The organism is Providencia sp. PROV003 (assembly GCF_045040775.1).
GTDB classification, from domain to species: domain Bacteria; phylum Pseudomonadota; class Gammaproteobacteria; order Enterobacterales; family Enterobacteriaceae; genus Providencia; species Providencia huashanensis.
This window is the reverse complement of record NZ_CP096369.1, coordinates 2,241,037-2,256,311: the sequence shown is the minus strand read 5'-3', so window position 1 is coordinate 2,256,311 and position 15,275 is coordinate 2,241,037. Positions and strand designations below refer to the sequence as shown.

The 15,275-nt window shown below is 39.4% G+C and carries 16 protein-coding genes; 9 read left to right on the top strand and 7 right to left on the bottom strand.

Features of this window, described 5'->3' with window-relative positions:
• Positions 1–19: 19 nt before the first annotated feature.
• From M1F14_RS10180 to M1F14_RS10155, 6 genes are all read left to right on the top strand, one after another.
• Positions 20–1,069 carry a hemin-degrading factor gene (locus M1F14_RS10180; RefSeq protein WP_042845003.1) on the top strand — a complete coding sequence of 350 codons (1,050 nt, stop codon included), beginning with the start codon at positions 20–22 and terminating at the stop codon, positions 1,067–1,069.
• A gap of 16 nt (positions 1,070–1,085) precedes the next feature.
• Entirely contained in the window at positions 1,086–1,907 is an 822-nt protein-coding gene (locus M1F14_RS10175) for a hemin ABC transporter substrate-binding protein (RefSeq protein ID WP_042845005.1), read from the top strand.
• Positions 1,904–2,905: an iron ABC transporter permease gene (locus M1F14_RS10170; RefSeq protein WP_042845007.1), complete on the top strand. Its 1,002-nt coding sequence runs from the start codon at positions 1,904–1,906 to the stop codon at positions 2,903–2,905. The genes M1F14_RS10175 and M1F14_RS10170 overlap by 4 nt, the downstream gene beginning before the upstream one ends.
• On the top strand, positions 2,906–3,697 hold the full coding sequence (locus tag M1F14_RS10165) for a heme ABC transporter ATP-binding protein (protein WP_395347456.1): 792 nt from the start codon (positions 2,906–2,908) through the stop codon (positions 3,695–3,697). It begins immediately after the preceding gene.
• 307 nt (positions 3,698–4,004) lie between these two features.
• The gene (locus tag M1F14_RS10160) at positions 4,005–4,217 is read left to right on the top strand and encodes a HEAT repeat domain-containing protein (protein WP_042845008.1); all 213 of its coding nucleotides are present in this window, start codon (positions 4,005–4,007) and stop codon (positions 4,215–4,217) included.
• 327 nt (positions 4,218–4,544) lie between these two features.
• Positions 4,545–4,763, top strand: coding sequence for a HEAT repeat domain-containing protein (locus M1F14_RS10155; protein WP_042845009.1), 219 nt, complete (start codon positions 4,545–4,547; stop codon positions 4,761–4,763).
• 96 nt (positions 4,764–4,859) lie between these two features.
• Here the strand turns inward: M1F14_RS10155 and fghA are convergent, their stop codons facing one another.
• The 4 genes from fghA to M1F14_RS10135 all read right to left on the bottom strand — a co-directional run bounded on the left by fghA (position 4,860) and on the right by M1F14_RS10135 (position 7,730).
• Entirely contained in the window at positions 4,860–5,687 is an 828-nt protein-coding gene (gene fghA / locus M1F14_RS10150; RefSeq protein ID WP_042845010.1) for an S-formylglutathione hydrolase, read from the bottom strand.
• Between the two features lie 11 nt (positions 5,688–5,698).
• Entirely contained in the window at positions 5,699–6,811 is a 1,113-nt protein-coding gene (locus M1F14_RS10145) for an S-(hydroxymethyl)glutathione dehydrogenase/class III alcohol dehydrogenase (protein ID WP_042845011.1), read from the bottom strand.
• A 17-nt stretch (positions 6,812–6,828) separates the two neighbouring features.
• Entirely contained in the window at positions 6,829–7,101 is a 273-nt protein-coding gene (frmR, locus tag M1F14_RS10140) for a formaldehyde-responsive transcriptional repressor FrmR (RefSeq protein ID WP_042845012.1), read from the bottom strand.
• Positions 7,102–7,403: 302 nt separating this feature from the next.
• Positions 7,404–7,730 (bottom strand): DUF1090 family protein, encoded by a 327-nt coding sequence (locus M1F14_RS10135; RefSeq protein ID WP_042845013.1) that lies wholly within the window; start codon positions 7,728–7,730, stop codon positions 7,404–7,406.
• Positions 7,731–8,306: 576 nt separating this feature from the next.
• Here M1F14_RS10135 and M1F14_RS10130 point away from each other — a divergent pair.
• Positions 8,307–9,404, top strand: a complete 1,098-nt coding sequence (locus M1F14_RS10130; protein ID WP_042845014.1) for an acyl-CoA desaturase — start codon at positions 8,307–8,309, stop codon at positions 9,402–9,404.
• A 382-nt stretch (positions 9,405–9,786) separates the two neighbouring features.
• A complete protein-coding gene (locus M1F14_RS10125; RefSeq protein ID WP_042845015.1) occupies positions 9,787–10,731 on the top strand; it encodes an ATP-grasp fold amidoligase family protein in 945 nt (314 codons plus the stop codon).
• A gap of 68 nt (positions 10,732–10,799) precedes the next feature.
• On the opposite strand, the gene M1F14_RS10120 is transcribed toward M1F14_RS10125, so the two are convergent.
• From M1F14_RS10120 to prpR, 3 genes are all read right to left on the bottom strand, one after another.
• On the bottom strand, positions 10,800–11,942 hold the full coding sequence (locus M1F14_RS10120) for an MFS transporter (protein ID WP_042845016.1): 1,143 nt from the start codon (positions 11,940–11,942) through the stop codon (positions 10,800–10,802).
• Positions 11,943–12,302: 360 nt separating this feature from the next.
• Positions 12,303–12,503, bottom strand: coding sequence for a hypothetical protein (locus tag M1F14_RS10115; RefSeq protein ID WP_164975507.1), 201 nt, complete (start codon positions 12,501–12,503; stop codon positions 12,303–12,305).
• Between the two features lie 47 nt (positions 12,504–12,550).
• On the bottom strand, positions 12,551–14,131 hold the full coding sequence (gene prpR / locus M1F14_RS10110; RefSeq protein ID WP_105881231.1) for a propionate catabolism operon regulatory protein PrpR: 1,581 nt from the start codon (positions 14,129–14,131) through the stop codon (positions 12,551–12,553).
• Positions 14,132–14,375: 244 nt separating this feature from the next.
• Here prpR and prpB point away from each other — a divergent pair, with 244 nt between their 5' ends.
• Complete coding sequence (gene prpB, locus M1F14_RS10105) at positions 14,376–15,263, top strand: methylisocitrate lyase (RefSeq protein ID WP_181468664.1); 888 nt, start codon at positions 14,376–14,378, stop codon at positions 15,261–15,263.
• Positions 15,264–15,275: the final 12 nt, after the last annotated feature.

Below are 15,275 nucleotides of genomic sequence, written 5' to 3'. Positions count from 1 at the left end.
ACAATTTAAGGAGATACACGTGAATTCAACACTTTTCGAGCGTTACCAACAAGCTAAAGCAGAGAATAAAGCCAGATACGCTCGTGATCTTGCCGCTTATTTAAATGTTTCTGAAGCACAACTGCTACACAGTCGTGTGGGTCATGATAAAGCTGTGCGCTTAGATATTGATGCACCTACGCTTCTGACCGAATTGGCCAGTGTTGGGAAAGTCAAAGCTATTACTCGCAACGAATACGTGGTTCATGAGCAAGTTGGTCGCTATGACAATGCAACATTTAGCCCGCATGGTGGGTTAATTTTGAACCCTCGCGCACTTGATTTGCGGATGTTTTTTAGTCACTGGGATGCGATTTTTGCCCTGACTGAAGAAAGCAAACAAGGTGAACGCCACAGTATTCAGTTCTTTGACAAACATGGTGATGCTCTACATAAGGTCTATACCACTGAAGAAACGGATATGGCGGCTTGGTATGCGCTAATTGACAAATACACAACCCAAGATAATGCAGAATTAGTTCATCAGCCCATCGTTCCTTTTACCAGTCAACCTATTAGCGAGGAACTAAAGCGCCAGTTAGAACAACAATGGCGCGATATGACGGATGTCCATCAGTTTTTTGTATTGTTAAAGAAAAATAACTTAAGCCGCCAGCAAGTTTTTGCCGCTGTTAGCGATGATTTAGCTTGGAAAGTCCCTAATGATTCCTTCAATCAGCTGATTAATACTGCATTTAAGGATCAGAATGAAATCATGATTTTTGTGGGCAACCGCGGATGTGTGCAAATTTTTACTGGTGAAATAAAAAAAATCATGCCATACCAAAGCGAAGGTTCAGACTTAAAGTGGCTAAACATTTTCAACCCTGATTTCACCTTGCACATGATTGAAAATGGCATTGCCGAATGCTGGGTAACTCGTAAACCCACACAAGATGGCTTTGTAACTAGTCTTGAAGTCTTTGATAACCAAGGAAATCAAATCGCACAAATGTATGGGCAGCGTACCGAAGGGACTCCAGAGCAAGAGCAATGGCGCCAACAAGTCACCGCATTACCACGCATTTAAAACTAGGTAACTTATTATGAAACAATGGCTTCTAACAATTGCAACGCTGGTCATATCAATGAGTGCTTACGCAACAGAACGTATCGTCACTTTAGGTGGTGACGTCACTGAAATTGTGTATGCCCTAGGAGCGGAACAACAACTCGTTGCCCGCGATAGCACCAGCCTTCACCCCGAGCAAGCAACCAAACTTCCTGATGTTGGCTACATGCGGATGCTAAATGCGGAGGGCGTGTTATCCATGCGCCCAACACTCGTACTAGCGAGTGAGCTCGCAAAACCTTCGATGGCATTATCACAAATAGAAAAAAGTGGTGTAAAAATCATCAAGGTAACGGGGAAGCCTAATTTAGAAGCCATTCCCAAAAAAATTGAGACTATTGCTAACGCCGTGGGAAAAACGAGCCAAGGCGAGCAACTTATTAATCAATTTAATCAAGCACTAAGCCAGGTCAATACAACGCCTATTGATAAAAAAGTTCTATTTATCATGAGCCATGGCGGAGTCCTGCCCCTTGCAGCAGGGAAGCAGACTGCCGCAGATAGTGTTATCAGCGCCATCGGGGCAAAAAATGCGATGTCTAACTTTGAGAGTTACCGCCCTTTATCTCAAGAAGGGTTACTCTCAAGCCAACCTGATTTAATCGTGTTTACGGAAGAAGGCGTTAAGTCACTAGGGGGGATCGATAAAGTGTGGAAATTACAGGGAATGTCAATGACACCAGCAGGGAAAAACAAAGCTCTGCTCGTTGTTGACGATGTCGGTATGCTCACCTTTAGCTTAGGTACCCCTCAAGTCATGCAACAACTACGTGAGGCATTAGAAAAGTCCCAATGAGCCGTTTTAAAAACCCATTTTTGGTGATTATCGTTTTATTTCTAGTGCTTTGTGGCCTGACCGTTCTCGCATCTAATGCAGGTGCAATGAACTTTTCATTTAAAACGCTGTGGCAAGCTTCTGCCACAGATACCGACTGGCAAATTTGGTTAAACATTCGCCTGCCGCGTATTTTAATTGCAATCCTAGTCGGCCTTGCACTCGCTGTTTCAGGTGCAATTATGCAGGGCCTATTTCGTAATCCGCTTGCGGACCCAAGTTTATTGGGGATTAGTAGTGGTGCTGCTTTATCCGTTGCCGCTTTTATTGTTTTTTCCATTTCATTGCCGACGGTTATGCAGGGCTATGGTCACGTTGCTGCCGCATTCGTGGGTAGCCTGACCGTTTCTTTCATTATTTTTAGTTTGAATCGTTCATCAAATGGCAATCTAGCACGGCTTTTATTAGCCGGAATTGCCATTAATGCATTGTGTATGTCATTTATTGGGGTTCTTAGCTATATCAGTAATGACCAACAACTCAGAACATTTAGCTTATGGATGATGGGAACACTCGGGAATGTTGACTGGCCTTCATTGGCTATTGCCGCTTCCGTTATTTTGCCCATCAGTGTTGTCTGTTTAGCACAAGGGAACAAGCTTAATATCTTACAACTCGGCGATGAAGACGCTCATTATCTTGGCCTAAATGTTGAACGCGCTAAATTTATTTTACTCTTCCTTAGCGCCATGTTGGTCGGCTGTGCTGTTGCGATGAGCGGTGTCATTGGTTTTGTTGGCTTAGTCGTTCCGCATTTGATCCGCATGACACTTGGCCCTGATCACCGCTGGTTAATCCCAGGTTCTGCGATAGTCGGTGCTTCACTACTCTTAATTGCCGATACTATTGCGCGAACAGCTGTTGCCCCTGCAGAAATACCTGTTGGTTTACTCACTGGCCTTATTGGTGGCCCCTATTTCTTATGGTTGATTCTACGGCAACCCGCGGGGAAAATTTAAATGACGCAAATGAAACCAACATTGTTAGAAGCCAAAAATCTATCTTACAAAATCCACGACAAAACCTTGATCCAAGATATCAGTTTATCGATAGGACAAGGGGAAATGGTCGTTATTATTGGGCCTAATGGTGCAGGTAAATCCAGTTTATTGAAGTTACTCACCGGCTACAATACTCCAACTCAAGGTGCTTGCTTTTTAGAAGGCAAGGCACTATCCGATTGGGATCACAACCACTTAGCACGTAAACGCGCTGTCATGAAACAGCATAGTCACCTGCAATTTGCATTTACGGTTGAAGATGTAGTTGCTATGGGGAGAACACCTTATGGCTCTGAAAACAAGCACCTTGCCATTGATGAGGCGTTATCACAAACGCACTGCCAACCATTGCGCCAACGGGATTACCGGCAGCTTTCAGGGGGGGAACAACAGCGAGTCCAATTAGCGCGCGTGTTAGCCCAATTATGGCAGCCAACCCCACAACCGGCTTGTTTATTTCTTGATGAGCCAACCTCTGCTCTCGATTTATACCACCAACAGCATAGCCTACGGTTATTACACCAACTCACTCGTGAACAGCCACTAGCAGTTTGCTGCGTATTGCATGACCTTAACCTTACAGCATTATATGCGGATAAAGTCTTATTAATCCATGATGGTCAACTTGTGGCGAAAGGTTCTCCTACTGATGTATTAACCACCGAAAACCTAACGCGTTGGTATCAAGCAGATTTAGGCGTCACTCTACACCCTGAAAATAACACGCCATATATTTATTTACGCCATTGATTTATTTATAATATTAATTACCCCATAAGCACTTTAACTCATAACTTGCTAAAGTGCTTTTATTTACCCTTTAATCTAATTATCTGTCACTATTTAAAATAGCCCTACTCTTATAAGTTGTTGCTGTGATCATTTATTTCCTGCATAGCCTATTGATTTACCATTATTAAATATACAACGTGGTTATTATTCTAAAAATGAGTAGAATCAAAACAATACGTTAATAATAAGCCTAAATTAAAAAATAAATATCAAGTAATTTCACTTAGAATGCATGTGTGATTTAGTAAAGCTGACAAGGAAGCACATGGAAAATAATATCATAACAACATTAATAGAATTAACACACCGAGGAAATGATGATGTAAAAATAGCAGCCATATCTGCATTGGGGGATTATCGAGCCACAGTTGAGCAGCAGACGGCTATCACTCGGCTACTTGCATTATGCAAAGACCCAAATAAAGATGTTGCGGTATCTGCAATAAAAGCATTAAGTAAACTTTCTGACCACTTTTAATCTATGGGTAATACTATTTTTTCGAGTCATGCTATTGTATATAGCACTCACCTTCTAGCTTATTGTCATGAACTTTAACAGGCTTTCTTATTCCCTGAAAAATCACCATTGAACCTGATACCGACGAAGATAAACCCCTATGATTTATTAGGTAATTTGGTGATTAAACCCTCTCATAAAATAGCACACAGCAGCCGAGTTTTTTTAATATTATTTATAATTTTATTTTGCTAATATCAACGTTCCTGTACTTTAATAATTAGGAAATTAATAATATTAATATATTTTCCCATCTATTTTTAATAATAGTATTTTTTAGGATAAATTATGGATCATAGAGTGTTAGAAACATTTCTTCGTTTAACTAAACGAAAAAATGATGACGTCAAAATAGCCGCCATTTCAGCTTTAGGTAACTGTAAACTACCTATTGAGCAAAATAATACAATTAACCGATTACTTGAACTCTGTCATGACCCAAATAGAGATGTTGCAATAAGTGCAATCAATGCTGTGAGCAAATTATTAAACCAACACTTTGAATAGAATAATACTCTGAAATTTGTTATCTAAATATTTCTAATTTTTATAATAAAAAAGTGAAACTCATTATCGAGCCCCACTTTTTGTGTTTTAGCTATTTTATTTCAAATGTAATGCATGGAACGCAATGTGCTCACCAATAAAACTACTAATAAAATAGTAACTGTGGTCATAACCATCGCGTAAATTTAATGTATATGCATGCTGTTTTTTATCGCAAATATCAGCAAACAATTCAGGCTTTAACTGTTCTTTATAAAAAGGGTCCGCCGTACCCACATCGACTAATATTGGGGGAATAGAGTCCGCGTTTTCAAGCAAATTTACCGTATCGTATTGAGACCAACGCTCCCGTTCATCCCCTAAATATGCCGTAAATGCTTTTTGCCCCCATGGAACTTGAGATGGAGCCACAATAGGTGCAAACGCAGATAAACTACAATAACGGCCCGTATTACGTAAGCCAATCATCAGTGCCCCATGCCCACCCATGGAATGACCAAAAATGGAGCGCTTATCTGAAGCGGGTAAATGAGCTTCGACCAAAGTGGGTAATTCCGACACAATATAATCATACATTTGGTAATGGCTATTCCATGGAGCTTGCAGAGCATTAATGTAAAAACCCGCTCCTTGACCCAAGTCATAAGCCTCATCATCCGCCACTTTAGCCCCTCTAGGGCTTGTGTCAGGGGCTACCAAAATAACACCATGCTGAGCAGCAAACTGCTGCGCACCCGCCTTAGTAATAAAATTTTGCTCATCGCAGGTTAACCCTGACAACCAATAAATCACTGGGCAAGGCTGAATTTTTGCCTGAGGCGGTAAATAGGCAGCAAATTTCATTTCACAGCCAAGCACCGTAGATTGATGTTGATAAACATCTTGCCACCCCCCAAAAGAGGCATGGCGTTCAATTCTCTCCATGACTCCCTCCCTTAGTCGTAGTGAATAACTGTACGAATTGATTTACCTTCATGCATTAAATCAAATGCTTCATTAATGCTATCTAATGGTAAGGTATGTGTCACAAACGGCGCGAGTTCGATATCCCCTTTCATTGCATCTTCAACCATTTTTGGTAGTTGACTACGCCCTTTCACACCACCAAATGCAGTGCCTCGCCATGAACGACCTGTAACCAATTGGAATGGGCGAGTCGATATTTCCTGCCCTGCACCAGCAACACCAATAATAATTGATTGCCCCCAACCACGGTGGGCACTTTCCAATGCTGCTCGCATCACATTGACATTACCGATACATTCAAAAGTATGGTCAACCCCCCACTCCGTCATTTCAATTAATACCTGCTGGATGGGTTTATCATAATCTTTAGGGTTTAAACATTCCGTTGCACCAAACTGACGTGCTAATTCAAATTTTGCGGGATTAGTATCAATCGCAATAATGCGCCCAGCTTTTGCTTGTCTTGCCCCTTGAATGACAGCAAGGCCAATACCACCTAGACCAAATACAGCAACAGAATCACCTTCTTGTACTTTCGCCGTATTGTGAACTGCGCCAATGCCAGTTGTTACACCGCAACCTAGTAAGCAAACCTCTTCATGATTGGCTTGCGGATTAATTTTCGCTAAAGAAACTTCTGCAACCACAGTATATTCACTGAAGGTTGAGCACCCCATATAATGGTAAATAGGTTGCCCGTTATAGGAAAAACGCGTTGTACCGTCAGGCATTACGCCTTTACCTTGTGTTGCCCGTACAGACACACACAAATTGGTTTTACCTGATTCACAGAAAACACACTTCCCACACTCCGCAGTATAAAGAGGAATAACATGGTCACCTACCTCAACACTTGTTACCCCTTCACCAACTTCCACAACAACCCCAGCACCTTCATGCCCTAAGACAACGGGGAAAAGCCCTTCTGGGTCATCGCCTGACAAGGTGAAAGCATCCGTATGACAAACACCCGTGTGGCTAATCTTAATTAACACTTCCCCAGCTTGAGGAGGCATTACATCAATCTCTACAATTTTCAGTGGTTCGCCTGGACCAAATGCGACGGCTGCACGTGATTTCATCATTATTCCTTATTTATTTATCGCAAGTATGTTCGAATCAATGAAATAGCATCATCCACTGAATCTTTTTGCAATTGTGTTGTTGCTGACTCTTGAAGCCCTTCGCGTAAGTGACTTTCTAATACCCCAGCCATCAAACCATTAACTGCACCGCGAATTGCCGCTATTTGCTGTAAAATCGCGGCGCATTCAGCTTCATTTTCCAAAGCCGACTCTAGAGCTAATAACTGCCCCTTTATTTTCCTGACTCTCGTCAGTACCGCTTTTTTTTCTTTTGGTGAATGTGGCATATTCAAGCCCTTCATTATACATAGGGGGAGTATAGTATCTAAGAGATTATCTGTACAGGGCTTATCTATTTGTTAAAATAAAAACTCAAAATTTCCCTTAGGAAGAAAATAAGTTATCTATTTGGTTTATAGTTTATAATTAACTTATATGCAGAGAAAGAAAGGTATAAAAGGGTTAAATACAGGGCTGAAAAGTAATTTTCCTCGCCCACTTAGGCGTAAAAAATTTTCGATAAAAAAATGCAAAGTAAATATTCCAAAGATGGGTTATCTACTTTGCAAATTAATAACCGCTATTTAGATTAGTTGTTCAAGGCTTTTAATCGGTTAATTTCTTCGCGAAGAATATCTATTTCTCGCTCTAATTTCTCAGTATCATCAAAGTGATACTGATTATTCAACCTCGTAGGGCCTGTCGCACCCGAATAATGGTCATAACAATTATTTTGTACCTTAGTAATCGCACGTTCTAACCCAGCAACTCTATTTCTATTCCCATGCATTTTGGCATATTTTAATTGCTTTTCTAATTGGTAAATTTTATTTTCACAACCATAGTATTTATATCCTGCCGAAGAAGATAATGGGATAAATAATATTGATAAAAATATTAACAATACTTTTTTCATTCAAGACTCCTACATACAAAAATTTTAATCGCTAAAATATAATCATTTTTGTACATTATTAAATATAGGCAAACTCCTAATTTAACTTAATTCAGTATAATATTACAAACAAAATACTAAAACACCATAATGATGATAAAGATTATTTATCATAAATACTGAATGAAGCTAAAAACATTCTTTCTGATGCTTTATTACAGACAGACATACTTTTCTTTGTTACTTTATGTTCAACGGACTATTCTACAAGGATGTAGCTAAAAATTTGTTCCTTAACCTTATCAATTTTCTCTGGTTAAGCATTATCCACCCAATCAAATCGATTAGTTTAATTCAACTATTATCGTTATATAGTCGTTTCCTGCCCTGATTAAACTGGCTTCTTAAACTTCTCATCAATTAAGCACTATTGGCTAATAGCCAGCGAATTTAATAAAAAACAGGATATAACGAATACTTTTTCTTGATTAAGAATAGGTCGAAACCATCACTGCTTTTCATTTTTATTTTGCGGCTATTTACGGAGTAACGCTATAGTATAGATTCTAAAGAAAATTACCCCCACAGAGAGTAGTAATGCACCCTTCTGAATTCGAATTAATATTTGCAAATGCTGACGAGCAACGTTTTCATAACGCATTAAAACAGGCGAGCCAAGCGTACCTGCACGCAAAACAAGATCATGTGTATGCAGGGAAAGTTGACCTAATAGCTATAGTGACCTTGTTTGCTATTGCTCTATTGAGTTACCTGCCAACACTGTTTACCTCGTCCACTTTGGTTTACGTATCCGCTTACTTTATATTCGTTCTACTTATTATGTTATTAAATGTAATAGGCCAACATGACGCTTGCCACAATACCCTGTTTAAAACACGCTGGAAAAATCGTGTATTTGGGCGCTTCGTAACCTTACCTCTAGGGCTAGAGCCTGAATTTTGGCGTACACGGCACGTTCATTATCACCATCATTACGCCAATATTGAACACTATGATCTAGATACTGAAGAAAATGGGGTTTTTCGCCAAACGCCATTCCAGAAATGGCGTCCCTTTATGAAATATCAACATATTTATTGGCCTTTTGTTGCCTCACTCTCATTGACATGGATTGCATTAGTATTTGATTGGTCAGATAGAACTGGGAAAACACGCTTAAAAACTCAAAAAGTTTTAGAGGGTAAGTTAGGATGGAGCCTCTTTCTTGCTAGCAAATTAGGCCATTTAATCTTAATGATAGGGTTGCCGTTATTCTTTGCTCATAGCCATGGGATCAGTTATACCACAATATTTATTACTTATTTATTAAGCCAAATGGTCGCCTCTATTTTTGTCATTTACTTGCTCCTCGGTACTCATTGGGCAGAAGCACAATTTTTTACCGCTCCTGATGACAAACAAATAAAACATGGTTGGTACCATCATAATTTTGTGACGGCTTGTGATTGGGTCCCTTCACCTCATTATTTGTGGCGCTTAACCGGTGGGTTAAATTACCACCTCACTCACCACCTTTTCCCTAATTGGCACCACCGTCATTACCCTGCTCTCGCCAAGATTTTGGCAACGCTCGCACAACAACATAACATGCCGTATCGTTGCATTAATTACAAACAGCTTGTTGCTGCGCAGTTACGTTTCTTACGACAAATGGGGGAGCCTCCCTTATCATAATTCCCTAAACAATGTTGTCTTATTCCCCCTTACTTTCGCAATGCCAGGCATATCCTAAATAAATTAATTTAGGATATGTCACCATTAAAATAATTACTTAAGAGTAACACGTTAGACTTTTGCTATTTTATTACTAAAAAAACATTGTTAATAACAATCAATTAAAACAATTGATTTAATTATTGATATAAAAATAAGCAACCCATTATCCTTCATTACAACCAACACCTTTTATTTATCATTTATTTAGCATTAATTTATTAAGAAATTATTAAGTCGGACATTACGTTTATTGATGATTTATTTAAGTTATAAAAAATATAATCGAAGAAAAATTATATTTAAAACTACACACTACAATTTTAGAATGGTTAAAACTCGCATGAAAAAAGCAGAGTATTTTATAAAACAATTACGCACATTTGTTGTCAGTGATAAAACGTATCTGGCTAATAAATTCACTAAAAATCTTAATTATCGTCCTGATTTTAAAGCCCCGAAAAGCTTTAATGAGAAGGTGAATTTTAGGATGCTACGTGACAAAAACCCACTTTACACTCAGTTTGCAAATAAACTAGCCGTACGTGATTATGTTTCCCGTACAATAGGTAATGAATATTTAGTCCCTATTTTAGCGACCTATAAAAATGCCAATGAAATCATTATTGATGACCTACCGGAACGTTTTGTTTTAAAATGTAGTCATGATAGCGGCAGTAGCGTTATATGTAATAATAAAGCGGAATTTAATTGGCCTAAAGCAAAGGATAAATTGGCATTTCATTTAACCAAAAACCTTTATTACATTACTCGTGAACGTCATTATAAAAATATTCCAGCACGCATTATCTGCGAGGAATATATTGATTTATTTGCCAATAAAAACAAAAAACTCGTGCCTGAAACATGCCGTGTTCACTGTTTCTCTGGTAAACCTGTTTATGCTGAAATTGATTATACTGATGAGCTTGGTAATGAATTTATTAACATCTATGATGTTAATTGGCAGTTGCAGCCCGTTACCTTTGGCTACCCGAATATGTTGGACCCTGTTCCTGAACCACCATTGTTTAAAGAAATGTTACGTCTAGCGGAAATCCTGGTCACTCCTTTTGACTACTGTCGAGCCGACTTTTTAATGTCAGATGAAAATACACTTTATTTTAGTGAGTTGACCTTTGCACCAAATGCAGGCAGAACAGAAATATCGCCTCTTTCATGGGACTTTAAACTGGGGGAATTGTGGGAGCAGCGGATCACTCCAGCAAAAAATGATGTTCCTGTAGGGGCTAAACTCGCCACCCCTGCCGCTAACAAGAAAAAATAATACTAAATAAAACAAAAGGCTCTGTACTAAGTAACAGAGCCTTTTTGTTGTTGGCAAACTGAGTAAATTTAATTCGCCAAAACACTCGCTTTACGGCGTAAGCTAGCAATTAACATATAAATTGCCGTTACCAACAATACAAGGAAGAAGAAATCCACTAGCCCATTCTGCTGGTTTAAAAAAGTCCCAGCTGCTATCGGCCCCATTGCTGAGCCAATACTATAACTAAATAGCATAACCTGAGTTGCTGCAACAATATAGGACGAATCAAGGTTGTCACAAGCTAAGGTAATTGCAACAGGATATAGCGCAAATGTTGACATCCCTAATAATGCTAGAGCCACAATCATGACTAAATAATCGCTAGAGATATAAATCACCCCCATCGCGAAAACACCTAACAAAGAAACCATCGCCAATAATAATGTTTTACTCATCATAACAGATAACTTGCTGACGACTGGCTGAATTAACATCCCACCTAAAATAATTGAAGCCATCAAAACACCCACTTGGTCAGTGGTAAATTGATCTTTTTTCAATGATAGTGGCATTAACCCATAGATAGTGCCCATCGTCATACCCGAAACCATGCAACCAATAATTGCGGGTTTACTTAAACGAGATATTTTCTTTAATGATAATTTTTGGTGTGAGCCACTTTCAGGCTGGCCTCCACGCACAAATAATGGCGGCATAACAGCTAATAATAATAACCCTAAAACCACCATAAAAGGGTATGCACCATGCGTACCAATAACGCCAATCGCCAATTGACCGAGTGTTGTCCCGCCATATAATGAAGTCATATAAAAACTTAGGCGTTTTGCTCGTTCTTTAGGGTTATCACCAATCAATAACCAAGATTCAACAACGACAAAAATACCGGCGACAGCAACCCCTGCGATTAAGCGGTTCGGCAGCCAAGCTTCAATGGTAGGAACCCAAGGTAGTACAATCACCGTTGCCGCTAACATTAACAGAAAACCAATAAATGCTAAGCGATGGCCTATTTTTGCAATAACAGGTTCAATCAGCATTGAACCAATTAATAAGCCAATATAATAAGCGCTGGCTAACCACCCGGCATATTGTGTGTCAATGCCAAAACTCCCCATCGACAGAGGAATTAAGCTCATTAAATAACCCGATGCAATAGCAAAAATCGTTAACCCTGCAACAGGAACGAATGCATTGTCGCGTTTGCGCATGATAGTAGTGGACTGATTCACGCCCCACTCTCCAACTAACAAAGTAAATAATATGCGCTGCAACTACATCGTAGAATACGACAACGTTGTGTTCTTAAAAAAGGAACACAATTCGGCGATTAGTGCAGTAGTAAAATAACAAAGGTAAGACTAATTTGAGCGCAATATAGATCGTTCAATCGCTAAGTTAAAATGAGAAAATCTAATGGTGACTAGCAAAATAATTTATGTGAGAAAAATCACGTTTTTTACGAGGGATAACTTAGATAAAACACGGGTACAAAAAATAAATTATCACATTAAAAACAATAGGTTAAACAAAACCAAGCTTAAATAGTTTCTGTTACTTTTTGATACAACTTAAGTAATATTCCAAGTAGCGAAAAGTGCTATCCCACAAAATAATTCATTTATTAATTTATTCATTACAATATTGACTATATAAAGCCAATCACCCCCAACTATTTTATATTCAATAACCCCATCACTTTTTCTTTTTATATAAGCGTAGGCATTAGATGATTCGTTTCCAAAATAGCCAACACTTAACTTATAGCTCATAAAATAATTACGGAGTGTTTAATCAATGCCAATGATAACTGACCGACTTAAGTTGAAAGACGACGCCAAAGTGTTGTTCTACTAATCCCTAAATACTGAGCTACGGCTTTGCGGTCCCCATTAAACCGAGCCATCACTTGCTCTAATGACTCATCAAGTTTATTTTCCGTTACTATTTCAGTGCCGTCATCGATATGCCTTTCTGGTGACAAACTCATTAACATCGTTTTTGTAATTGCTTTTTCTGGATAAGCGCTGCAATACAATGCCACACGCTCCATTAAATTTCTCAATTCACGTACGTTACCAGGCCACGCATAATTGACAAAAAAATCACGGCTATCCAACAATTGCTGGACCCGAAATGAAGGTAATGGCAGCATCAAACCTGCAAATGCTAGCTTTAATAACCTTTCAGCTAGCACCAAAATATCGTCTCCGCGCTCATTGAGAGCAGGCACTCGCATTCTTAGCACCCCAAGTCGGTAAAAAAGATCAGCTCGAAAACGCCCTTCTTTTACCCAGCTATCTAAATCACAATGTGTCGCACAAATAACTCTCACATCCACCTGTAGAGGTTTATACCCCCCCACCCGTACCACAGAACGCTCTTCCAGAACCCTAAGTAACCGAGTTTGTAATGCAATTGGCATCTCACCTATTTCATCTAAAAACAGCGTTCCACCATTCGCGATCTCAAATAACCCAGCACGACCACCGCGTCGAGACCCTGTAAATGCCCCTTCTTCATAACCGAAGAGTTCAGCCTCTAGCAATGTTTCCGGAATTGCGCCACAGTTTACAGCCACAAATGGCATATGTTTTTTACTGCGCTTATGTTGATTAAATAAGGTAAACTCATGATGGATTGCTTGTGCAACCATTTCCTTCCCTGTTCCACTGTCCCCTTGAATAAGTACAGTCGCATCTGAACGGGCATACAGCATAATCGTTTGCCGCACATGTTCCATGGGGGATGAAGAGCCAATCAAGTCATTGATAGTATAGCGAACTTTTGTAGGGTTAACGGGCAAATACTTATCTTGGGAACGACTATTTTGCTGTGATAATCTGCTCAGTTCAATCGCATCAGAAAATGCTTGTCGTATCGTTTGCGTCGAGTAAACAAAAATCCCTGTCATGCCCATTTCATCGGCAAGGTCCATAATCAAACCCGCACCAACCACGACTGATATTCCCATCGCTTTTAGAGCTTTAAGCTGCGATCTCGCATCTTCCGCTGTCACATAACTTCGTTGCTCAATATGCAAACCGAAGCGGGATTGAAACTCATCCAATGAAGGAATGATATTTTTATAATTGATAATTCCTACTTTATCGCTTATTTCTCTGGCCTTTGCTAATGATTGCATCACATCAAAGCCGCTGATTTTGACAATAATAACCGGAACTGAAACATGACTTTTCAAATAAGCCCCATTCGAACCTGCGCTAATAATGGCATCACAATGCCCTTCTTTTAAACGCTCACGTACAGCTTCTGCCGCCTGCTCAAAGCCAAGGTTTAATGGGGTAATGTCAGCTTGTTCGCTAAACTCAGGGCTAATATCCCGAAAAAGCGTGAATAATCTCGATACTGAGACGGTCCAAATAATCGGTTTATCCATAAAAACGATACCTTTCTCATGTTTCATTTTATGTTTCATTTAACAATATAATGTTTCAATGAAACAAAATAGCCTATTATTTAAAATCTGCTCTTAATGTCACAATTTAAATAAATTCTTAATCAATTGATTTCTAATAATTTTATAAAAAATATTTTTTATTTTTCAAACTGGCATACCAATTGCTATATGACTACCACTACAATAAATTTATTACATATCATTAACAATTAATGAGGCTACTATGTCATCGATTTCTGCTGGACAAAAATTTCGTGATGCAGTCACGCAAGAATCTCCATTGCAATTAGTGGGAACAATTAATGCCAACCACGCCTTACTCGCTAAACAAGCAGGTTATAAAGCTATCTATTTATCTGGTGGAGGGGTCGCTGCTGGGTCATTAGGCATGCCTGATTTAGGTATTTCAACATTAGATGATGTACTGATTGATATTCGTCGCATCACAGATGTGTGTGATTTACCGCTACTGGTTGATGCAGATATTGGCTTTGGCCCTTCCGCTTTTAATGTGGCTCGTACAGTAAAATCGTTCTGTAAAGCAGGAGCCGCAGGCTTGCACATTGAAGATCAAGTTGGTGCAAAGCGCTGTGGTCATCGCCCTAATAAAGAAATTGTCTCGACACAAGAAATGGTTGACCGTATTAAAGCGGCAGTTGATGCACGTACAGATGATAGCTTTGTGATTATGGCACGAACAGACGCCTTAGCTGTTGAAGGAATAGATGCCGCGCTTGAGCGAGCACACGCCTATATAGAAGCCGGTGCTGATATGCTATTTCCAGAAGCCATTACTGAACTATCCATGTACCAGCGCTTTACGAGTAATACATCCGCCCCAGTGTTGGCTAATTTAACTGAATTTGGCCAAACCCCGCTGTTTACCCTTGATGAGCTGCGCAGTGTCGGCATCGCAATTGCGCTTTACCCGCTTTCTGCATTTCGCGCGATGAATAAAGCAGCAGAACAGGTTTATTCCACACTACGTAAAGAAGGCACCCAAGAAAGTGTTATTCCTCTTATGCAAACACGGGAAGAACTTTATCAAAGCATTCATTACTACGATTATGAACAAAAACTTGATGCTTTGTTTGCTCAGAAAAAACCTTAATTCGTTAGGCCA